Source organism: Mesorhizobium sp. GW821-FHT04C10 (genome assembly GCF_059420305.1).
The window spans coordinates 4,145,484-4,166,133 of the sequence record NZ_JBWKTL010000001.1 but is presented as its reverse complement, the minus strand read 5'-3'; the positions used below and the strand labels follow the sequence as shown (position 1 = coordinate 4,166,133).

Below are 20,650 nucleotides of genomic sequence, written 5' to 3'. Positions count from 1 at the left end.
TATCGATTTCTGGACATCCGCCCATCAAGCGAAATCAGGAGAATATGATCATGGCGAAAGCAAAAGTCCTTCTGGTCGGCGAGAGTTGGATGAGTTCGGCAACCCACTACAAGGGCTTCGATCAGTTCGGCAGCGTCACCTTTCATCTGGGTGCGACACCGCTCGTTGCCGCCCTGAAGGACAGCGAGTTCGATCTCGATTACATGCCGGCCCATGAGGCTGTCGAAAAGCTGCCTTTCACCATGGAAGGCCTGTCGCAATACAGGGCGATCATCCTGTCCGACATCGGTGCGAACTCGCTGCTGCTCCATCCCGATGTCTGGCTGCACGGCAAGACGGTCCCCAACCGGCTCAAGCTTCTGCGCGACTGGACGCTGGCCGGCGGCGGACTGATCATGATCGGCGGCTATTTCTCCTTCCAGGGCATCGACGGCAAGGCGCGCTGGCACCGCACGGCTGTGGAGGATGCGCTGCCGGTCACCTGCCTGCCCAATGACGACCGGCTGGAAATTCCCGAGGGCTTTCGGCCCGAGATCACCGGCCCCAGGGATCATCCGCTCTTTGCCGGCATCGACGGCGAATGGCCCATTCTTCTCGGCGCCAACGAGGTTGTTGCCCGCGAGCGGGACGATGTCGAAGTCCTGGCGCGGCTGCCGCAGGACCAGGGCGGCCACCCGCTGCTGGTCACCGGGCGCCATGGCGAAGGCCGCACCCTGGTCTGGACATCGGACATCGGCCCGCACTGGCTGCCCAACAGCTTTGTCGAGTGGCCCGGCTATGCGCGCCTTTGGACCAATGTGCTGCGCTGGGTGAGCAAGACCATCTAGCCACTAAGCCCGATCAGCAACGCCGGGGAACCGCCATGACAGCACCGTTTCTTGTCGCCAGAAACATCGCCAAACGCTTCGGCGCGCTGACCGCGCTGGCGAATGTCGACCTGGAGATCCGCTCCGGCGAGGTGCTGGCGCTGCTCGGCGACAATGGCGCGGGCAAATCGACCTTCATCAAGATCCTGGCCGGCGCCCATGCGCCGAGCGACGGCGAACTCGTCATCGAAGGCAAGCCGGTCGCCTTTTCCTCCCCCAAGGATGCAGCGTCCTCGGGGATCGCGACGATCTTCCAGGAATTGGCGCTTTCCGAGAACCTTTCGATCGCGGAGAACGTGTTTCTCGGCCGGGAATTGAAACGCTCCATTTTTGGCGTTCCGTTCCTGAAGCGCCAGGAAATGCGCCAGCGCGTCGACGGCCTGCTGAAAGAACTCGATGCCCATATCTCCGACCCGGAAGCGCCTGTCGGCAGCCTGTCCGGCGGCCAGCGCCAGGCTGTCGCCATCTGCCGGGCGCTCAATCTCAATGCCAAGCTGGTCATCATGGACGAGCCGACGGCGGCCCTTGCCGTGGCCGAGACCCGCAAGGTGCTGGCGCTGACACGGCGGCTCGCCGCGCGCGGCTGCGCCGTCGTCCTTATCAGCCACAATATTTCCGAAGTCTTCGAGGTTGCCGACCGCATCGTCGTGTTCCGGCGCGGCCGCAAGGTGGCCGAACGGCTGGCCACCGAGACCAATCACGAGGAAGTCGTTTCGCTCATAACAGGCGCTCATCCCGACGTGCGGGCGCTCGAAAAAACAAACTGAAACGCACGTCATTTCCAGAGAGGATCAAACCAAAATGCTTTCACAACTCAAGAAAGTGCTCGCCGCCTCCGCATTGTCACTCGTCGTTGCCACGGCGGCGCATGCCGCGGACAAGCACAAGGTTGCCTTTGTCCCGCAGCTGATCGGCATCCCCTATTTCAACGCCATGGAAGCCGGCGGCAATCGCGCCGCCAAGGATCTCGGCGTCGACTTCATCTATTCCGGCCCGGTCGACACCAACCCGGTCGACCAGTTGCAGATCGTCCAGAACCTGATCGACCAGGGCGTCGAGGCGGTCTCGGTCAGCGTGCTTGATGCCTCAAGCATCGCCCCGGTGGTCGAGAGCGCCAAGGCCAAGGGCATCAAACTGTTCACCAGCGACAGCGATGCGCCCGACAGCGGCCGCGCGGTCTATGTTGCCCAGGCAACCGACGAGGGCCTTGGCACGACCATCGTCGACGAACTCGTCAAGCGCGTCGGCGAGGACGCGACGATCGGCATCGTCTCCGGCGAGGCGACGGCGTCCAACCTCAACGCCTGGATCGGCTTCATGCAGAAGCAAGCCACGGCCAAATATCCGAAGCTGAAGCTGCTCGCCCCGCAATTCGCCGGCGGCACGGCGGAGCGCGCCGCGCAAATATCAGGTGATCTCATGGCCGCCAACCCCGACATCAAGGCCATCATCGCCGTCGCATCCTCGACCTGCCCGGGTGTCGCCCAGGCCATCGAGACCGCCGGCAAGATCGGTTCGGTCATCGGCGCCGGCTATTGCAGCCCGAACACCGCGCGTTCCTACCTGAAGAGCGGCGCCTTCGGCTTTACCGTTCTGTGGGATCCCGAGCAGCTTGGCTATCTCACGGTGTGGGCCGGCAAACAGCTGATCGACGGCAAGACCTTCGAGACCGAGAACAAGATCGCCGGCCTGGAAAAGCCCGTCACCTATGACGCCGCCAAGGGCATTTTGCTGCTCGGGCCGCCGGCTGTCTTCACCAAGGACAATGTCGACAAGTTCAACTTCTGAGCCTGACATGAGCGCGGTGCGACAATCTGCAAACGGTGTCTTCTCCATGAACGGACGAGAGTGGTCTCTGCTTGTCGCCTGTTTGCTGGCGATCGTCATCTTTTCCGTCGCATCGCCTCACTATGCCACCTCCGGCAATGCGGCGACGGTGCTGCGCAACAGTGTCGAACTGCTGCTTGTCGGCCTTGGCATGACCTTGCTGCTGGCAATGGGCGGCATCGATGTGTCGATCGGCATCGTCATGGGGCTCGCGGCCATCGCCATCGGCCGCGTGCTCGGTGCCGATGGCAGTCCGGTGCTGGCGATCATTGTCGGTCCGCTGGTTGGGGCGTTGCTTGGATGCGTGACGGCAATTGTCGTCGTTCTCGGCCGCGTCCCCGCCATCGTCGGCACGCTTGGCCTGCTCGGCGTCTACCGCACCGCTGTCTTCGTCCTGCTCGGCGGGCAATGGCTTTCCGGCCTGCCCTCGAGCCTCACCAACATCCTTGCAACAACCGTACTCGGCGTCCCCGTTCCCGCCCTGGTGATCGCCATTGCCTATCTCATCGTCTGGCTGGCGTTGCGGCGGACGCCCTACGGGCTGCATCTGCTGGCGATCGGCAATTCGGAGGAAAAGGCGCGGCTGTCGGGTATACCGGTCATCAAGACCCGCTTCATGACCTTCCTCATCAGCGGCCTTCTGACCGGTATTGCCGCCACTTTCTATGTCGCCACCTATCGCAATGTGGAAATGACGGTCGGCAGCACGCTGGCGCTCGATGCCATTGCCGCGGTCATTCTCGGCGGCACGAGCATATTGGGCGGCAAATGCAGCCTGATCGGCACCGTGCTCGGCGTGCTGCTTTTGAGAATCCTCCAGAATGGGCTGCTGCTGATCGGTGTCCCCTCGCTCTGGCAGCCCGTCGTCACCGGCGTTCTCATCATCGGCGTGCTTGGCTTCGAAGCCGTCTCCAACCGGCTGCCGCTTGGCCTGATACAGCGGGCTCGCGCATGAAGACGCTCCGCAATCTGCAGGGCCCAGCCCTCACCCTGGCCTTGCTCTGCGCGCTCTGGCTGATCGTGATTGTCGGCCTGCTGGCGCTCAGGCCTTCGGTCTTCAATCTCGGCACGGTCACCACCATTCTTCAGTTCTCGACGATCCTGGCGCTGGTTGGCCTCGGCCAGGCGTTGGTTATCCTGGCCGGTGGCGCCGGCATCGACCTGTCGGTCGGCGGCGCGGTCTCTTTATCCGCCATCGTCGCAATGCTTTGCATCAAGCTTGGCCTGCCACCTGTCCTGCTGCCGGTCGTCTGCATCCTGGCCGGGGCGGTGCTCGGCGCATTGAACGGATGGCTGGTCAACGGGCTCGCCCTGCTTCCCTTCATAGCGACGCTCGGCACATTCTTCGTCTATTCGGGCGCGGCACTCGCCGTCACCGGCGGTGCCGCCCAGGCCGGCGTGCCGTCATGGCTGCTTGTCTGGGGGCGTGGCGTCGTCATGGGCATTCCCATGCCCTTCCTCACACTTGCCATCCCGTGCTTCGTCCTGGCTGGCCTAGTGCTGATCTCGACGGCCTGGGGGCGCTGGATCTACGCCATGGGCTTCAATGAACGCTCGGCCAAGCTGGTCGGCATTCCGGTCGATCGCGTGCGCTTCATTCTTTATTGCTTGAGCGGCGCGCTCGCCGGTGCCGCCGGTCTGGTTTCGCTCGCCTGGCTCGGTAGCGGCAGGCCCAATATCGGCCAGAACCTCGAACTTGAATCGCTGACCGCCGCCATGTTGGGGGGCATCGTCATCACCGGCGGGCGCGGTGGCGTCGGCGGCGTTTTCGCGGCCGTCCTGCTGCTGGTCACGCTGAAGACCGGTCTTCTGCAATTGAACATCAACACGGTTTGGCAGGTGGGGATTGTCGGCGCCCTTCTGGTTTTCGTCCTTCTCGCCGACCGACTTTCCCAACGTTGGAGATCATGATGCCGTCCAAAGAAGAGATCATCGCCGCACGCGTCGAGGCAGCAGCCGACCGCATCGTCGCAACGCTGAGCGATCTCGTTGCCTTCCCTTCGATCGTAAAATCCAATCCCAAGGAGGCCGGACCGGGTGAGCGCGATTGCCAGCTCTATCTGCAAAAACGCATCGAAGCGCTCGGCTTCACGACCGATCTCTGGGATCCGGACGGTCCGGCGCTCTATGAAAAATACAAAGGCCGCGCCGGCGCCAACAAGGGCCGGACCTTCGACGGCCGGCCCAATCTCGGCGGCGTCCTGAAAGGCACCGGCGGCGGACGTTCCATCATGCTCACCGGCCACATCGACGTCGTGCCGCCCGGCGCCGCCGGCCACTGGGCGACCGACCCGTTCCAGCCCGTCCTCAAGGATGGATTTCTGCACGGCCGCGGCACGGTCGACATGAAGGGCGGCGTCGCCTGCATGCTGATGGCCGTCGAGATCCTTAGGGAGCTCGACATTCCCCTGTCCGGCGACATCGTCTTCACCACCGTCGTCGACGAAGAGATCGGCGGCATGGGCTCGCTCGCCATGGTTGATCGCGGCTTTCACGCCGACGCCGGCATCATGACCGAACCGACGGCAAACAGAATAGCGCCGCTCTGCCACGGCATCCTGTGGGGCAGGATCATCATCGACGGCATAGGCGGCCACGCCGAACTCACGCCGAATGCCTGGTATTCGAGCGGCCCGGTCGATGCCGTCCAGCTTTGCCGGCAAATCCTCGACGGCATCGACATTCTCAACCGGCGCTGGATGTTCGATCCCAGGAAGAACCATCCGCTGATGGACCTGCCCAACCAGATCATCGTCACCCAGATCAATGCCGGCGAACACCCCTCCTCCATGGCAGGACGCGGCGAGATCATCATCGACGCGCAGTATCTGCCGAGCGAGCATGACGAGTTCAGGCTGGGCGGCAACGTCAAACGCGAAATCGAAGAACACATTGCCAATGTCTGCCAGGCGGACCCTTATCTGCGAGAGCACCCGGCCCGCGTCGAATGGATCCTCGACGCCGACTGCGCCGAGATTCCGTCGGACAATCCGTTCGTCGGCGTCTTCCAGCAGGCGGTCGAGGACGCCAAGCTGTCACCGATCCTCAGTGGTTTCGGCGCGCACAGCGACATCGGCCTGCCGACCGGGCTTGGCAACACGCCGACCGTCAATTTCGGCCCAGGCGACCCGGCACAGGCACATCAGCCGAACGAACGGGTCTCGGTGCGCGATCTCGTCGATTGCACAAAGGCGATTGCGATCGCCGTCGAGAAATGGTGCCGCTAGAGCAGTTCCAGGAAAAGGGTGAAGCGGTTTTCCCAGGAATTGCCTCAAAAGCGCGCCCCTCACCCGCCAAATCGCGGTTCTGGGGATGGCCCGTCTCGAAGGGTCGCGGCGGCAAAAGACAGCATTTTTCGCGTCAAGATAGTCGCCTCTGGAATTGCGACCCCAAAATAAGCTATGATGCGCTTGGTATTTGTTGGGTCGGCTTCGCCCCCCCTCGAATGCCGGAGGAACGGGACATGGCCGTAGCGCTTGTACTCGTTTTGATCGTAGTGGGCTCTGTGTTGTTTCACCTCCTGAGCCCATGGTGGTGGACGCCGATTGCCTCGAACTGGGCCTATATCGACAACACCATCATCATTACCTTCTGGATCACTGGCGTCGTCTTCGCCGCCGTCGTGCTTTTCATGGCCTATTGCGTGTTCCGCTTCCGTCATCGGGAAGGCAATCGCGCGGCGTACGAACCGGAGAACAAGCGGCTCGAATCGTGGCTGACGATCGTCACCGCGGTTGGGGTCACGGCGTTGCTGGTTCCCGGCCTGTTCGTCTGGAGCCGGTTTGTTACCGTTCCGACCGATGCGACTGAGGTCGAGGTCGTTGGCCAGCAATGGCAGTGGAGTTTCCGCTTGCCCGGCAAGGACGGCAAGCTCGGCACATCAGACACGCGCGACGTCAGTGCCGACAATCCGCTAGGCATCATCGCCAGCGATCCCAATGGTCAGGACGATGTCGTGGTCGAAGCGGCCGATCTGCATCTGCCGGTCGGCAAACCGATCAAGATGCTGCTCCGCTCGATCGATGTGCTGCATGATTTCTATGTACCGGAATTCCGCGCCAAGATGGACATGATCCCGGGCTCGGTGACCTATTTCTGGTTCACCCCGACCAGGACCGGAACCTTCCAGGTCCTGTGCGCCGAACTTTGCGGCCAGGGACATCCGATGATGCATGGCGTCGTCGTGGTCGATACCCAGGCGGACTATGTGGCCTGGCTCGGCCAGCAGCAGACTTTTGCACAATTGTCGCCCCCCCAGCAGACGGGATCGGCGGACAAGGCGACGGGACGGACGGCGGCGCCGGGTCCCGAAATTGCAGCAAGGCTCGAAACGGTCGAGGCTCGCTGAAAAGGACACGGAGGTGTTCCTATGGTCGACATCACGCCTGCAGATGGAATCCCGCCGGCCGAAGTCGCGGAAATGGAACTCTACCATCCGCACAGTTGGTGGACCAAATACGTCTTCTCGCAGGACGCCAAGGTCATCGCCATCCAGTATTCGGCGACGGCAACGGCAATCGGCCTGGTCGCCCTGGTGCTGTCCTGGCTGATGCGACTGCAGCTCGGCTTTCCCGGCACGTTCGACTTCATCACCCCGGAAGCCTACTACCAGTTCATCACCATGCACGGCATGATCATGGTGATCTACCTGCTCACCGCCCTCTTCCTCGGCGGCTTTGGCAACTACCTGATCCCCTTGATGGTCGGCGCGCGCGACATGGTCTTCCCCTATGTCAACATGCTGAGCTACTGGATCTACCTGCTCGCCGTGCTGGTCCTGGTGTCCGGCTTCTTCGCGCCCGGCGGACCGACGGGGGCCGGCTGGACGCTCTACCCGCCGCAGGCCATCATGAGCGGAACGCCAGGCGGCCAGGACTGGGGCATCATCCTGATGCTCTCCTCGCTGATCCTGTTCATCATCGGCTTCACGATGGGTGGCCTCAACTATGTGGTGACCGTGCTGCAGGGTCGCACGCGCGGCATGACAATGATGCGCCTGCCGCTGACCGTCTGGGGCATCTTCACCGCGACTGTCATGGCGCTGCTCGCCTTTCCGGCGCTGTTCGTCGCCAGCGTGATGATGCTGCTTGATCGCGTCCTGGGCACCAGCTTCTTCATGCCCGCGATTTCCGAGATGGGTGAGCAACTGCAACACAATGGCGGCAGCCCGATCCTGTTCCAGCATCTGTTCTGGTTCTTCGGCCATCCCGAGGTCTACATCGTGGCACTGCCGGCGTTCGGCATCGTGTCCGACCTGATCAGCACCCATGCACGCAAGAACATCTTCGGCTACCGGATGATGGTCTGGGCCATCGTCGGCATTGGCGCGCTGAGTTTCGTGGTCTGGGCGCACCACATGTATGTCAGCGGCATGCACCCCTATTTTGGCTTCTTCTTCGCCACCACGACGCTGATCATCGCCATTCCGACCGCCATCAAGGTCTACAATTGGGTGCTGACCCTGTGGCGCGGCGACATCCATCTCACCATACCGATGCTGTTCGCCCTGGCTTTCATCGTCACCTTCGTCAACGGTGGGCTGACCGGCCTGTTCCTCGGCAATGTCGTCGTCGATGTTCCGCTGTCGGACACGATGTTCGTCGTCGCCCATTTCCATATGGTCATGGGTGTCGCCCCGATCCTCGTGGTTTTTGGCGCGATCTACCATTGGTACCCGAAGGTCACCGGCCGGATGCTCAACGAAACGCTGGGCAGGTTCCATTTCTGGGTCACCTTCCTCGGCGCCTACCTGATTTTCTTCCCAATGCACTATCTCGGTCTGATGGGCGTGCCGCGGCGCTATGCCGAGCTGACCGACATGACGATCATGACGGAGTCGGCCCATCACCTGAACTCGTTCATCAGCGTCATGGCGTTCATCGTCGGCTTTGCCCAGATGGTGTTCCTCTTCAACCTGATCTGGAGCATCCGCCATGGCCGCGAGGCCGGCGGCAATCCGTGGCGGGCCACGACGCTCGAATGGCAGACGCCGCAAACACCGCCGGCCCACGGCAATTTCGGCAAGGACCTGCCGATCGTCTATCGCTGGGCCTACGACTACAGCGTACCGGGCGCCAAGGAGGACTTCATCCCGCAGAACATGCCGGGCTCCTTCGGCCCCTCAAGGGAGCCGGCATGAGCGTCATCCTGGTCTTCCTGCTCGTCATTGCCGGTTTTGCCGGTTGGTGGCTTTCGCACCAGAGGCTGATGACGAAGCCATGGCTTGAGCAAGGTCTGGCCGGCGATTTCGTCGGCCTCGACCGGTCGGCCCTGCCAACCGCCAAGATCGGCCTCGGCGTTTTCCTTGCTGTCGTCGGCTGCCTTTTCGCGCTTTTCACCAGTGCCTATTTCATGCGGATGGCGGTGTCGGACTGGCAACCGCTGCCCTTGCCGCGCCTGCTCTGGCTCAACACCGGCGTGCTGATCCTGAGCAGCGTGGCCCTGCAATGCACCTCGGTGGCGGCGCGCAGGGGCCAAATCGACACCGTCAGGCTCGGCCTCGCCACGGCCGGGCTCACGGCCCTGGCCTTCCTGGTCGGACAGTTCATGGCATGGCGGGAACTGACCGCCGACGGCTATTTTGTGGCCTCCAATCCGGCCAACAGTTTCTTTTACCTGATAACCGGCATGCATGGCCTGCACGTGTTGGGAGGGCTGGTGGGTCTCGGCAGGACCACCACGAGCGCCTGGACTGGAACGCGGCCGGAACGGCTTCGCCTCGGCGTGGAATTATGCGCCATGTACTGGCATTTCCTGCTTTTCATCTGGCTTGCCATCTTCGCGCTGCTGGCCGGCTGGGCCGCGACGTTCATCGACATTTGCCGGCAATTGCTGACCTGAGAGGATCAAGCGAATGGCAGGGACACTGACACATATCGGCCAGACGGAGCCACGGCCCACAGGCTGGCGAGGCATTGCCGCCGATTGGTCCTCGGATCAGCGCGCGTTCAAGAATGTGTCCTGGGGCAAGGCCATGATGTGGATCTTCCTGCTCAGCGACACCTTCATCTTCGGCTGCTTCCTGCTCGCCTACATGACCGCGCGCATGTCGACACGCGAGCCGTGGCCCAATCCGAGCGAGGTCTTTGCGCTGCGTATCGGCGGCTCGGAAATCCCGCTGATCCTCATTGCCATCATGACCTTCGTGCTGATCTCAAGCAGCGGAACGATGGCCATGGCGGTCAATTTCGGCTACCGCCGCGACCGCCGCAAGACGGCAATCCTCATGCTTCTGACCGCGGCACTCGGCGCGACCTTTGTCAGCATGCAAGCCTTCGAATGGACCAAGCTGATCAGTGAAGGGGTGCGGCCCTGGGGCAATCCCTGGGGCGCCGCACAATTCGGGTCGTCGTTCTTCATGATCACCGGCTTCCACGGCACCCATGTGACGATCGGGGTGATCTTCCTGATCATAGTGGCACGCAAGGTCTGGCGCGGAGATTTCGACACCGGACGGCGCGGCTTCTTCACCAGCCGCACGGGTCGCTACGAGAATGTCGAGATCATGGGGCTGTATTGGCACTTCGTCGACCTGGTCTGGGTGTTCATCTTCGCATTCTTCTATCTTTGGTGAGAGGCAGACATGGCTGAAGCAACCGCAAACGGCCTCGGACAACACGCACTTCATGCTGGAGCGCCGGCGGCCGTCGCCCGTGCAGACGTCCATCAGGCACATCCGATCAAGCTCTATCTGGTGGTCTGGGCGTGGCTGTTCATCCTCAGCACCTGCTCCTACCTGGTCGATTATTTCGGCCTCCACGGCTATCTCAGATGGTCGCTGATCCTGATCTTCATGATCCTCAAGGCAGGGCTGATCGTCGCCGTCTTCATGCACATGGCTTGGGAACGGTTGGCGCTGGCCTATGCGATCATCCTGCCGCCGGTACTGGTGCTGGTGTTCATGACAATGATGGTCTTCGAAGCCGACTACACGCTTTTCACCCGGCTGGCATTTTTCGGAGCCGGCCCCTGACGCGCAAACCGCATTCAGATCTTGCCGCCGCGCCTCGAACCATCGTCGCGAACGCCGGCAAAGGGAGGCCAAGATGACGATCGCAACCAGACTGAAGGACTTTATCGACGGGAAGGGAATTTCATACGACACAGTCGCCCACCATCGCACATCCACCAGCAGACAGTCCGCCATTGCGGCGCATGTACCCGGCAGCATAGTGGCCAAATCGGTGGTTGTTCACCACGAACTCGGCTATGCGCTGGCCGTGGTTCCCAGCACGCACAGGATCGAGCTCGGCACACTGCAACACGTCATGGACAAGCGTCTCGGGTTAGCCTCCGAAGACGAGGTGGTTTCGCTCTTCGCTGATTGCGACACCGGCGCCATCCCGCCGATCGGCGCCCCCTACGACGTGCCGGTGATTGTCGATGAAAGCCTTGGCGATGCCGCCGACATTTACTTCGAAGGCGGCGACCACAGAACGCTGGTGCATGTCAGCGGCGAGGATTTCCGCAACCTGACGATGGGCGCATACCGCGCCCGCTTCAGTCACCGGGCTTACTGACGGCTTCGATCAAACCCGCACCGGCACCCTGAGCAATTCCAGGAAAGCGTGATCGGTTTTCCCGGGAAAAGCGCGTAGCGCTTTTTCCCTTTGGGAATTGCGTTAAAACAAAGAGATAGAGCGTTCTACCGTTTCCGTGAAACGGCGAAATGCTCTGGCCGGTGCGATGAGGCAGAACGTCCTCACTTCGTCGGTCTGGCGGGCGACTCCACAACCTTGCGGTAGACGTGCCAGGTGGCGTGACCGAGGATCGGCAACACGACGGCAAGACCGACGAACACCGGCAGCGAGCCGATGATCAGGCCGACGGCGACGATCAGCCCCCAGACAGCCATCACGACCGGGTTCGCCATGACCACGCGCACCGAGGTGTGGATCGCTTCATAGGCGCCGACATCGCGGTCGAGCAACAATGGGAAGGCGACGACCGTCGTGCACAGCACCACCACGGCGAAGACGAAGCCGATGGCGTGCCCCAGTATGATCAGCGTCCAGCCGCGTCCGGTGGCAAATATCGCGTTGATGAAGCTGGATATCGATTCCGGCGGAGCCGGGCCGAAAAGATATTCGTAGAACATCTGCGCCGTCAAAAGCCACGCGATGAAGATTGCAAACAGCATGATCCCTACCGCGGCGATGGCCGGCAGCGCGGGAGAATTCCTGACCTCGAAAGCGTGCCTCCAGGACGTGTCGAGTCCGGCTTCCCGTCTACGGCTGATTTCGTAGAGGCCTATCGCCGCGAATGGGCCAACCAGCGCAAAACCGGAAACCAGCGGAAACAACAACGGCAAGGCATTGGCGCCCGAAGTCCAGGCGGCGAGCACGACGCCCACGAGTGGATAGATCAGGCAGAGAAAGACGATATGCGACGGTTTGACCATGAAATCATCGACGCCCCGTTTGAGCGCGTCAAAAAGGTCGGAAACAGCGATCTTTCGAATTTTGGTATGTTCCAGCGTCTCGCTGGCGCCTGCTATGACATGAAAGCTTGCCATGACCATTCCTCCAGACTGGGTCCGGAAAGGTCGCGGTTTCGCGGTGCTGTCGTCTGCGGGACCGGCCACGCAAAACCGCGACCTGCACCGCCTCCAATATACTCTCTTGTGAGAGGCTTGTCGCCCGTTGTCGGCACGGACAGAGGGGACTGAGTTGCACGGCTGGCTCCGGAGGCCCTTATTCGATATTCTCATAGCGCGCCGCGTGCCCCTTTTTGGGTACGTAAAGACGCTGGACCACGCATGATCCTTTGCGAACCGGAGATCGGCGAAGCAGAGTCGATCCCGACCTTCAGGACCATGCACCGGTCGAAGGCGAAGGTCATGGACGCAAGGACGCTTTTCATACTCGGCCTTGGCATAACCATTCTGCTGTTGCTGGGATTCTGTGCGCTGCCACGGTGACGGCACCGCAGCGTCTTCGGTACGGCATTGCCGACCGGCCAGAGCGGTTCGCGGACGGCGATCCGCGCTCAAACTCCGGCTGAGATCAACGCGCGCATGGCAATGGTGTCGGCAAGCAGCGCGGCGAAGATCGCGAAAAGATAGAAGATCGAATAGGCAAACAACGCCTTGGCGGATTTCAACTCTTTTTCGGAAGCGGCCAGAACCGTCCAGGAGTGCCATATGAAACCGACGCCCAATACGGCCGAGGCAATTCCGTAGTAGCCGCTGGCGAATCCGAAGAGCCAGGGCAGCACGCCCACTGGCGCCAGAAGCAAGGCATAGGCAAGGATCTGCCTTCGCGTCGAAGCAGGGCCGGCCACATTCGGCATCATCGGAATGCCGGCTGCGGCGTAGTCGCCAACCTTGAACAGCGCCAGCGCCCAGAAGTGCGGCGGCGTCCACAGAAAGATGATCAGGAACAGGATGAGGCTTTCAACGCCGATGGCGCCAGTTGCGGCCGCCCAGCCAATGACAGGAGGAAGGGCACCAGCCGCGCCACCGATGACGATGTTCTGCGGCGTCGAGCGCTTCAGCCACATCGTGTAGATGACGATGTAGAAGAAGATGGTGAAGGCCAGCAGCGATGCGGCAAGCCAGCCCACCAGCACGCCGAGTGTCATGACCGAAAGCGCCGATAGCACAAGGCCGAATCCGAGCGCTTCGCCCGGCGTGACGCGGCCCGACGGAACCGGCCGCCTCGACGTGCGCGACATCAGCGCGTCGATGTCCGCGTCGTACCACATGTTGAGGGCTCCTGCCGCTCCTGCTCCGATCGCAATCGCACCGATTGCAATCATGGCGATGACCGGATTCATCGCGCCAGGCGCCACCATCAGGCCGACGAAGGCGGTGAATACGGCAAGCGCCATGACCCGAGGCTTCAAAAGCGCGAAGAAATCACCCGCCGTCGCTTCCGAGAGGCGGATGGTGGTATCCTTGAGGCGGCTTTCCCTAGTCGACATCTCCGACGACCACCGATGGTATCAGGCAGGCTGGGCCTTGATCCCGGACTGAACGCCTGCGTGAGCGAAAACTGTAACCCTCTTTTGCCTACGCTGTCTTTGGATAAGATCACGGCAAAACAAGACGTTAGACAGATGGCGGAGGAGCCCGCTCACTTGGAGAAGGTTTTCAGATAGGCAATGACGTTGGCCACGTCTGCATCGTTCTTGAGGCCGGGAAACGTCATCTTGGTGCCTTTGACCATGGCCTTGGGATTGTGAAGGTAGGTCGTCAGCGTTGGCTCGTCCCATTTGATGCCGGATTTGCCTGCCGCAATCATCGCATCGGAATATTTGAAATCCGGATGCGTACCGGCCGTGCGGCCGATGACCCCGTGCAGCGATGGACCGATCTTGTTCTTGTCCTCGTTTGCGATGTGGCAGACTTGGCATTTGGTGAAGACCTTCTCACCAGCCGCGGCATCCTGTGCCTGCGACGGATGCACGACGAAGATCGTAGCGGACACCGCAGCGAAAAACGCTATAGCGCGCATGGCATTTCCTCCCTGATCGCCATTTATGCCTCGGACGATCGCGCCTGGGCGGAATATCTCCCCGGTGGAATTGCAGCGCCAACATACCATGGAATCCAGGCCGCGGGTAGAAAAACCCAAGCATTGCGAAGGTTTAGAACCCGGCCGCGCTCAAGGCGGATCGGTCCGGCAGGTCCCGGCGATCTGCTCGACCGCCTCTTCAAGCCCGGCAAGGTCGAAATCCGCCTGGCCGCGACCTGACAACAATCCGAACCGCCAGGAAAGCGATAGCCGGCTTGCGGGAACAAGGCGCTTGATGCCGTCAGCGCCGTCGCGCACCAGCAGTCGGCCGCGTGACCCGACCGACCAGCTCTCGTCGAACTTGCCGCCACCGTCGACGCTGACCGACATGGTGATCTTGCGGCTGGCCGAAACCCCGTCATTCAACTGCAGCCATTCGGTCCAGCGCGGTTCGCCGTCCGCCCGGCAGGCAATGGTCAGCACCGGGCTGTAGCTCAAGGCGCCGCCGCCGGTGATCAGCTTGTTGGTGGCATGAAGCGAAGCAGTGACAAGACCGGCGTCGTCCGTGCCGAAGCGCCAGTCGCCGGCAAGCGCGCCGGCTTGGGCAAGATCACAGGCGAAGGCTAGAACGAGCGCCAAGGCGACAGTACGCCCCGTTTCAAAGAATAGGCTCAACGCCCCCTCCAGGAACCATACGGTTTGCAGCAGCAGCGCAGATAATGATCAACGCCTGGTATCGCCAAGTGCCGCGTCCCGAGAAGCGAGCCGGCTGTTGCAGTTTCGCAACGAAAAAGGCCGCCCCGAGGGCGGCCTTCGTCGATTCCATCAAGTGCGGGAAACTTATTCGGCGTCCTTGGCGGTCTTCTTCTTCGGCGCGGCCTTCTTCTTAGGCTCTTCCGCCTCATCGCCGGCCTCGCTCGCCTTGGCTTCGGCCTTCTTGGCCGCCGCCTTCTTCGCGGGCTTCGCCTTGGTCGTGGTTTCCGCTTCCTCGTCATCGGCCATCAGCTCTTCCTTGCTGACCTTGACGTCGGTGACCGAGATCTGGCCGAGCAGGTGATCGACCACCTTTTCTTCGAACATCGGTGCGCGCAGCGCGTTCAGCGCCTCGGGGTTGCTGCGGTAGAACTCGAAAGCTTCCTGCTGCTGGTTGGCCGGGAAGCGGCGAACCTGCTCGAACAGGCCGCGCTGCAATTCCTCGTCCGATACGGTGACACCTGCCTTCTCGCCGATCTCGGCCAGCACCAGGCCGAGGCGCACGCGGCGCTCGGCAAGACGCAGATATTCGGCGCGGGCTTCTTCTTCGGTCGTCTCTTCATCGGCGAAGGTGCGGCCGGCTGCTTCCAGATCGCGATTGACCTGCGCCCAGATGTTGTTGAACTCGGCGTCGATGAGCTTCGACGGCGCCTCGAACGAATAGGCCGCATCGAGCTGGTCGAGCAGCTGGCGCTTGACCTTCTGGCGCGTCATCGAGCCGAACTGGTTCTCGATCTGGCCGCGTACGATCTCGCGCAGCCGCTCCAGCGATTCCAGGCCAAGGTTCTTGGCGGTCTCGTCGTTGATTTCCAGTTCGCCCGGCTTCGACACTTCCTTGACGGTGACGTCGAAGGTCGCTTCCTTGCCGGCCAGATGCGCCGCCTGATAGTTTTCAGGGAAGGTCACGGTGACCTGCTTTTCATCGCCCGCCTTGGCGCCGATGAGTTGGTCCTCGAAACCCGGGATGAACTCCTTGGAGCCCAGCACCAGCGGCTGATCGGTGCCGGCGCCGCCGGCAAAGGCCTCGCCGTCGATCTTGCCGACATAGTCGATGCTGACGCGGTCGCCTTCGGCGGCCTTGCCGGTCTTCGGCTCGTAGCTGCGTGCCGATTCGGCGACGCGCTTGACCTGCTCGTCGATCTCGCTGTCCGGCACGTCGAACACCTGGCGCGTCACCTTGATGTCGGAGAAATCCTTGATCTCGATCGCCGGGATGACCTCATAGTTGAGGCGGAATTCGAAGTCGGTGCCGCCGGCCAGGATCTTCTCGGCTTCCTTCTCGTCCTCGGTCATGATGACTTCGGGCTGCATGGCGGCCTTTTCGCCGCGGCCGGTAATGATCGAACGGGTCGAATCATTGAGGATCTCGTTGACCACTTCGGCCATGAACGACTTGCCGTAGACCTTGCGCAGGTGCTGCACCGGCACCTTGCCGGGGCGGAAGCCGTTGATGCGGACCTTGTTGCGCGCGTCCGACAGCCGCGCCATCAGCTTGGCTTCCATGTCACCGGCCGGCACGGTGATCTTGATCTCGCGCTTGAGACCGGAGTTGAGCGTTTCGGTGACCTGCATCGTAAAACCTTTGTTTTCACCAATGAGACTGCCACGGCCTCTGCCGTTTACAGCCTGCCGGTATAATCTTGCCGGGAATGGCTTTTGGTACGGAACCTGGCGATTTGACCGAAATTACGGCTCAAACTCTCCCAAGCTGCGTTCCAAAATGTGAATAAGTTCTTGTTTTTCCTACTTCTTATCACATTCTGTAGAAGCGGATCGTCGCGTCCCGTCACATTTGACACGCCTTTTGTCACAGGCGAGGCTAATTTTCAACAGTCTTCGCGTTTAGGCGAATAACCAGCATTTCGGCCCTGACCCGACATCTTGTCTCCGACATTGACAGAATGATGGCTACATGAGATTGCCGGGCCATGCGGGTATGGCGGAACTGGTAGACGCACCAGATTTAGGTTGTGATCCACCCTACCTCCCCCACCGGAGCTACTCCCCCAAAATAGCCTAAACCCCTATGATCCTTAAGGATTTCTGGGTTTCACCGATATCTCCCTTAGCGGAGATAGATGCGGTGACAAACGGGCTGTGTGACAAAATTTTGTGACAAAGTGACAATCAGGAGAACAGCCCGTGAACATCGAGCAGATGATTGCGAACTCGTATCGCAACTTCCACGTCCGTGGCTTCGACTACCTCTGCCTGCAGCGGACCCCCGAACACACTCGCAAGGTCTATTTTTTCGACGGCGCAGTCTCGCAGCTTCCTGAGGTGGTGAGCCCCCACGACCACCGCTACAACTTCACCACCACCATCCTGTCCGGCGTCATGTCCAACTCGACCTACCGCGAGGCCGGCGAGGACGACGGCTGGATGAAGGGCGAGGTCTACAATGAGTTCGAGTGGCGCACCCCGCTGAACGATGGCGACGGCTTCACCTTCAAACAGGAGGTGCAACTGATCGAGACCAAGCGGTATCGCTACACGCCCGGCGAGACCTACTTCATGGCAGCCGAAGAGCTGCACACCATCCGCATGCATGCCGAGGGCACCGTCATCGTCCTTGACCAGTTCGCCGACAAGGTGCCAATCGGACACCCCACGCGGACCTTCATGACGAACGCTCGGGCTCCCAAACTGGACGGCCTCTACGAGCGCTTCACGCCGGACCAGCTCCTGGCTCGCCTCAACCAATACGAGCAGCTTGCAGATCGGGTCAGCCTCAGGAGGGCTGCCTGATGGGTCAAAACCGCAAGGGCATAAAGCGCATGATGGAGTTCAGCGATCTCTCATATGAGGAGATCAAGCTGTGCCTCTGGGCTATACACCTGAACCTCCCCCACGCCAACCACTACGCCGACACCCTGGTCCAGGGCTTCGCCCGCAAGAACCCGCAGTGGTTCCGATGACTAGGGAGGAGCAGCATGCAGCGGCGCGCGCCGAGGCCGTCCAGTGGATCACCGAGGTCTGCCGCAAGGAGATACCTGAGGCCGGCCCCTGGGGTCTCCAGATCGAGCCTCGCGTCACCATCGACTACACGGGCTGGACCCAGGTCAGGGACGTGGTGATCAGGGTCTGGTCAATGGACCGTTGGGTTTGGTGGGTGAGCAACGACCTCCACGCCATCCGGTGGGAATACCGGCAGGCCCTCATGAAACGACACTACGAAGACCGGAGAACGAATGACGCATCACGACCACATGCTCCAGCGGCAGATCGAGCTGGAGATCGAGATGTCCGGCCTTGGTCGGGACCGCTACCTCTCTCGGGTAAGAAAAAATATCGACAAGGAGCGCGGCTACGAGACCGACACCGGGCGCTGCATCCTTGAGGGCTCGGTCCCACTCGTCGCCGAGGGCATCACGAGGTTCATTGAGGAGACCTACAGTGGTCGTCCAGGGCCACGCGCGGTAGCCGCCAAGCTCATCAAGGACATGAACCCTGGCGTCGTGTCCTATCTCGCCTGCCGAGCCATCCTGGCGCGCATGATGAAGCCTCGCGCCCCAGTGCTGATGACGCTCGCCGTCTCGGTCGCTCGGGCTGTGGAGCTGGAGGCCCGCTTCGCGGAGTTTGAAAGCCAGAACAAGGACAAGTTCCGGTTCGAGCTAAAGCGCCTATCTGATGATGGTGCGACCGAGCAGCATAAGGCGACGGTCCTAACCTACGCCATGGGCAAATGTGGCATCCCGTGGGATCGCTGGTCGAGGACGGAGATGATCCACCTCGGCGTCAAGCTCGTCGAGCTGTTCTGCGAGCAGACCGGGTTGGCCACCATCAAACAGGCCGAGGACGGCGGTAGCACCGACAACCATCCATACCAGTATCTCGTCCACCTGTCTGATCGCGCCAACGCTTGGATCGAACAGTCTATCCGGGGTGGCGAGCATCTGTTCCCAGACTTCCTCCCCACGCTAATCCAGCCGAAGGATTGGACTGGCCTGTCAGGCGGCGGGTACTTCACGGAACTCGACCGGCCCCTGCCCCTGGTGCGCCGCGCCCGTCCTGGCCAACTCAAGCTGCTTCAGCGCGCCGACCTATCCAATGTCCTCCGTGGCCTCAACGCCCTTCAGCGGACGCCTTGGCAGATCAACCGGGGCATCCTCGACGTGATGAAGGAACTGGCCAAGTCGAAGGAAGGCATCGCTGGCCTCGTCCCAGGTGACAAGCCAAAGCCGGATCGACCCATTGGTGTCCCTGAAGGGGTCGACCTAAAGACCCTGCCCGAGCGGCTCCAGAAGGAGTTCAAAGAGTGGAAGTGGGCAGCCCGTGACGTCTACGCGGAGAACCTCCAGCTTCGGCAGGATCGTCTCAAGCAGCAGCAGATGCTCGACCTAGCTGAGCGGTTTGGCCCTGAGGCGGCGATCTACTTCGTCCACAACCTTGACTTCCGTGGTCGGGCTTACCCGGTGCCGGACGTCCTGAACCCACAGGGCAGTGACGCAGTCAAGGCGTTGCTGCGGTTCACCAATGGGAAGCCCCTCGGGGACGACGGGGAGCGATGGCTGGCCATCCATGGGGCGAACACGTTCGGTGTTGACAAGGTGTCCTTCGACGAGCGCGTCAAATGGGTCGAGGATAACCGGTTCCTAATCTGGGCGCAGGCGACTGATCCCTTCGCCAACAGGTGGTGGACCGAGGCAGACAAGCCTTGGTGCTTCCTTGCGTTCTGCTTCGAGTGGCTGGCGCTGGATCAGCAAGGCGAGGACTTCGTGTCTCACCTTCCTATCGCCCTCGACGGCTCTTGCAACGGGCTGCAGCACTTCTCTGCCATGCTCCTCGACAGTGTCGGCGGCGCGGCGGTGAACCTGATCCCAGCGAAGAAGCCCCAGGACATCTATCAGGTGGTCGCTGACCGCGTGATGGCACAACTGCGTCTTATCGTCTCCGGTAACGGAGCTGATCCCGAAAGGGAACGATGGGCACATGAGTGGCTGACAATGGGGATCGACCGCAAGGTGACCAAGCGCCCCGTCATGGTGCTGCCCTACGGGGGAACGCCACGGTCCTGCCTGAAGTATGTCGACGAGGCCGTGAAGGCCAAGATCGCGGCAGGCTACAAGCACAACCTTGGCGACGAGCTGAAGAAGGCCATCGGGTTCCTGTCCAGTATCATCTGGGAAAGCATCGGGGACGTGGTGATCGCCGCCAGGGACGCCATGGGGTGGCTCCAAAAGACAGCCCGAGTGATCGGCAAGGAGAACCGCCCGATCCACTGGACGACCCCCAGTGGGTTCGTGGCGTACCAGAGCTACCTCGACATGACGACCCGGATGCTCAAGACCAAGATCGCCGGGAAGATGGTGCAACTGCGTGTCAACGACGACACCGACAAGATCAACGCGGCGAAGCAGGCCACGTCGATCAGCCCCAACTACGTCCACTCCATGGATGCCTCGGCCATGATCCTCACGGTCGCCGCGCTGGCAGCCGAGGGCATCACCGACTTCGCCATGATCCATGACAGCTATGGCACCCACGCCTGCAATACCACCCGGCTCGCCACCATGCTCCGGTCGGTGTTCGTCAGCATGTACAAGCAAGACCCCCTCGCAGCCCTGCGGGAGGAGATCATCAACAACAACCCCTCGGTCGACGAGATAGACCCCCTACCCTCGAAAGGAGACCTGAACCTGGACGCTATCATGGCGTCGGACTTTTTCTTTGCCTGAATACCTCCGCTAAGGGACCTGATCCCATCGGGGAGATTAGGGTGACAACTAGCCCTACGAAACATCATCG

At 61.4% G+C, this 20,650-nt stretch carries 20 protein-coding genes; 15 read left to right on the top strand and 5 right to left on the bottom strand.

The genetic code is table 11. The annotated features are described in order from the left end of the window. The first annotated feature begins 50 nt into the window (after window positions 1-50). The 12 genes from AC07UC_RS20180 (at window position 51) to AC07UC_RS20125 (ending at window position 11,212) form a co-directional block, all read left to right on the top strand. On the top strand, window positions 51-827 hold the full coding sequence (locus AC07UC_RS20180) for a glutamine amidotransferase (RefSeq protein ID WP_494907197.1): 777 nt from the start codon (window positions 51-53) through the stop codon (window positions 825-827). Between the two features lie 35 nt (window positions 828-862). Beyond that, window positions 863-1,633: an ATP-binding cassette domain-containing protein gene (locus AC07UC_RS20175; protein WP_494907196.1), complete on the top strand. Its 771-nt coding sequence runs from the start codon at window positions 863-865 to the stop codon at window positions 1,631-1,633. A 34-nt stretch (window positions 1,634-1,667) separates the two neighbouring features. Beyond that, window positions 1,668-2,654: an autoinducer 2 ABC transporter substrate-binding protein gene (locus AC07UC_RS20170; RefSeq protein ID WP_494907195.1), complete on the top strand. Its 987-nt coding sequence runs from the start codon at window positions 1,668-1,670 to the stop codon at window positions 2,652-2,654. A 46-nt stretch (window positions 2,655-2,700) separates the two neighbouring features. Further along, window positions 2,701-3,648 carry an ABC transporter permease gene (locus tag AC07UC_RS20165; protein ID WP_494907194.1) on the top strand — a complete coding sequence of 316 codons (948 nt, stop codon included), beginning with the start codon at window positions 2,701-2,703 and terminating at the stop codon, window positions 3,646-3,648. Further along, a complete protein-coding gene (locus AC07UC_RS20160) occupies window positions 3,645-4,604 on the top strand; it encodes an ABC transporter permease (RefSeq protein WP_494907193.1) in 960 nt (319 codons plus the stop codon). Before AC07UC_RS20165 ends, AC07UC_RS20160 begins: the two co-directional genes overlap by 4 nt. Further along, window positions 4,604-5,920, top strand: a complete 1,317-nt coding sequence (locus tag AC07UC_RS20155) for a M20 family metallopeptidase (protein ID WP_494907192.1) — start codon at window positions 4,604-4,606, stop codon at window positions 5,918-5,920. The genes AC07UC_RS20160 and AC07UC_RS20155 overlap by 1 nt, the downstream gene beginning before the upstream one ends. A 236-nt stretch (window positions 5,921-6,156) precedes the next feature. Next, entirely contained in the window at window positions 6,157-7,041 is an 885-nt protein-coding gene (locus tag AC07UC_RS20150; protein ID WP_494907191.1) for a cytochrome c oxidase subunit II, read from the top strand. 21 nt (window positions 7,042-7,062) lie between these two features. Beyond that, a complete protein-coding gene (ctaD, locus tag AC07UC_RS20145; protein WP_202321989.1) occupies window positions 7,063-8,832 on the top strand; it encodes a cytochrome c oxidase subunit I in 1,770 nt (589 codons plus the stop codon). Continuing rightward, window positions 8,829-9,533 carry a cytochrome c oxidase subunit 3 gene (locus tag AC07UC_RS20140; RefSeq protein ID WP_494907190.1) on the top strand — a complete coding sequence of 235 codons (705 nt, stop codon included), beginning with the start codon at window positions 8,829-8,831 and terminating at the stop codon, window positions 9,531-9,533. Before ctaD ends, AC07UC_RS20140 begins: the two co-directional genes overlap by 4 nt. Window positions 9,534-9,546: 13 nt before the next feature. Next, window positions 9,547-10,266 (top strand): heme-copper oxidase subunit III family protein, encoded by a 720-nt coding sequence (locus tag AC07UC_RS20135; RefSeq protein ID WP_494907189.1) that lies wholly within the window; start codon window positions 9,547-9,549, stop codon window positions 10,264-10,266. A gap of 9 nt (window positions 10,267-10,275) precedes the next feature. Next, a complete protein-coding gene (locus tag AC07UC_RS20130; RefSeq protein WP_494907188.1) occupies window positions 10,276-10,665 on the top strand; it encodes a cytochrome C oxidase subunit IV family protein in 390 nt (129 codons plus the stop codon). 73 nt (window positions 10,666-10,738) lie between these two features. Beyond that, on the top strand, window positions 10,739-11,212 hold the full coding sequence (locus tag AC07UC_RS20125; RefSeq protein WP_494907187.1) for an aminoacyl-tRNA deacylase: 474 nt from the start codon (window positions 10,739-10,741) through the stop codon (window positions 11,210-11,212). Window positions 11,213-11,394: 182 nt separating this feature from the next. On the opposite strand, the gene AC07UC_RS20120 is transcribed toward AC07UC_RS20125, so the two are convergent. From AC07UC_RS20120 to tig, 5 genes are all read right to left on the bottom strand, one after another. Continuing rightward, window positions 11,395-12,207 (bottom strand): DUF2189 domain-containing protein, encoded by an 813-nt coding sequence (locus AC07UC_RS20120; RefSeq protein WP_494907186.1) that lies wholly within the window; start codon window positions 12,205-12,207, stop codon window positions 11,395-11,397. 473 nt (window positions 12,208-12,680) lie between these two features. Continuing rightward, window positions 12,681-13,616 carry a heme o synthase gene (locus AC07UC_RS20115; protein WP_494907185.1) on the bottom strand — a complete coding sequence of 312 codons (936 nt, stop codon included), beginning with the start codon at window positions 13,614-13,616 and terminating at the stop codon, window positions 12,681-12,683. Between the two features lie 152 nt (window positions 13,617-13,768). Beyond that, complete coding sequence (locus AC07UC_RS20110; protein WP_202321976.1) at window positions 13,769-14,149, bottom strand: c-type cytochrome; 381 nt, start codon at window positions 14,147-14,149, stop codon at window positions 13,769-13,771. A gap of 150 nt (window positions 14,150-14,299) precedes the next feature. After that, window positions 14,300-14,824 carry a hypothetical protein gene (locus AC07UC_RS20105; RefSeq protein ID WP_494907184.1) on the bottom strand — a complete coding sequence of 175 codons (525 nt, stop codon included), beginning with the start codon at window positions 14,822-14,824 and terminating at the stop codon, window positions 14,300-14,302. A gap of 165 nt (window positions 14,825-14,989) precedes the next feature. Further along, window positions 14,990-16,474, bottom strand: coding sequence for a trigger factor (gene tig / locus AC07UC_RS20100; RefSeq protein WP_494907183.1), 1,485 nt, complete (start codon window positions 16,472-16,474; stop codon window positions 14,990-14,992). Window positions 16,475-17,044: 570 nt separating this feature from the next. Between tig and AC07UC_RS20095 the strand changes: the two genes are divergently transcribed. The 3 genes from AC07UC_RS20095 to AC07UC_RS20085 all read left to right on the top strand — a co-directional run bounded on the left by AC07UC_RS20095 (window position 17,045) and on the right by AC07UC_RS20085 (window position 20,580). Then, complete coding sequence (locus AC07UC_RS20095; RefSeq protein ID WP_494907182.1) at window positions 17,045-17,650, top strand: hypothetical protein; 606 nt, start codon at window positions 17,045-17,047, stop codon at window positions 17,648-17,650. Beyond that, window positions 17,650-17,820 carry a hypothetical protein gene (locus AC07UC_RS20090; protein ID WP_494907181.1) on the top strand — a complete coding sequence of 57 codons (171 nt, stop codon included), beginning with the start codon at window positions 17,650-17,652 and terminating at the stop codon, window positions 17,818-17,820. The genes AC07UC_RS20095 and AC07UC_RS20090 overlap by 1 nt, the downstream gene beginning before the upstream one ends. 273 nt (window positions 17,821-18,093) lie before the next feature. Then, on the top strand, window positions 18,094-20,580 hold the full coding sequence (locus AC07UC_RS20085; RefSeq protein WP_494907180.1) for a DNA-directed RNA polymerase: 2,487 nt from the start codon (window positions 18,094-18,096) through the stop codon (window positions 20,578-20,580). Window positions 20,581-20,650: the final 70 nt, after the last annotated feature.

Bases quoted from the DNA above. Each gene is read 5' to 3' on its own strand.
- AC07UC_RS20090 (WP_494907181.1), top strand. From the start codon at position 17,650: ATGGGTCAAAACCGCAAGGGCATAAAGCGCATGATGGAGTTCAGCGAT.
- AC07UC_RS20130 (WP_494907188.1), top strand. From the start codon at position 10,276: ATGGCTGAAGCAACCGCAAACGGCCTCGGACAACACGCACTTCATGCT.
- AC07UC_RS20170 (WP_494907195.1), top strand. From the start codon at position 1,668: ATGCTTTCACAACTCAAGAAAGTGCTCGCCGCCTCCGCATTGTCACTC.
- AC07UC_RS20180 (WP_494907197.1), top strand. From the start codon at position 51: ATGGCGAAAGCAAAAGTCCTTCTGGTCGGCGAGAGTTGGATGAGTTCG.
- AC07UC_RS20155 (WP_494907192.1), top strand. From the start codon at position 4,604: ATGCCGTCCAAAGAAGAGATCATCGCCGCACGCGTCGAGGCAGCAGCC.
- AC07UC_RS20115 (WP_494907185.1), bottom strand. From the start codon at position 13,616: ATGTCGACTAGGGAAAGCCGCCTCAAGGATACCACCATCCGCCTCTCG.
- AC07UC_RS20135 (WP_494907189.1), top strand. From the start codon at position 9,547: ATGGCAGGGACACTGACACATATCGGCCAGACGGAGCCACGGCCCACA.
- tig (WP_494907183.1), bottom strand. From the start codon at position 16,474: ATGCAGGTCACCGAAACGCTCAACTCCGGTCTCAAGCGCGAGATCAAG.
- AC07UC_RS20120 (WP_494907186.1), bottom strand. From the start codon at position 12,207: ATGGCAAGCTTTCATGTCATAGCAGGCGCCAGCGAGACGCTGGAACAT.
- AC07UC_RS20165 (WP_494907194.1), top strand. From the start codon at position 2,701: ATGAACGGACGAGAGTGGTCTCTGCTTGTCGCCTGTTTGCTGGCGATC.
- AC07UC_RS20160 (WP_494907193.1), top strand. From the start codon at position 3,645: ATGAAGACGCTCCGCAATCTGCAGGGCCCAGCCCTCACCCTGGCCTTG.
- AC07UC_RS20110 (WP_202321976.1), bottom strand. From the start codon at position 14,149: ATGCGCGCTATAGCGTTTTTCGCTGCGGTGTCCGCTACGATCTTCGTC.
- AC07UC_RS20150 (WP_494907191.1), top strand. From the start codon at position 6,157: ATGGCCGTAGCGCTTGTACTCGTTTTGATCGTAGTGGGCTCTGTGTTG.
- AC07UC_RS20125 (WP_494907187.1), top strand. From the start codon at position 10,739: ATGACGATCGCAACCAGACTGAAGGACTTTATCGACGGGAAGGGAATT.
- ctaD (WP_202321989.1), top strand. From the start codon at position 7,063: ATGGTCGACATCACGCCTGCAGATGGAATCCCGCCGGCCGAAGTCGCG.
- AC07UC_RS20085 (WP_494907180.1), top strand. From the start codon at position 18,094: ATGACGCATCACGACCACATGCTCCAGCGGCAGATCGAGCTGGAGATC.
- AC07UC_RS20140 (WP_494907190.1), top strand. From the start codon at position 8,829: ATGAGCGTCATCCTGGTCTTCCTGCTCGTCATTGCCGGTTTTGCCGGT.
- AC07UC_RS20175 (WP_494907196.1), top strand. From the start codon at position 863: ATGACAGCACCGTTTCTTGTCGCCAGAAACATCGCCAAACGCTTCGGC.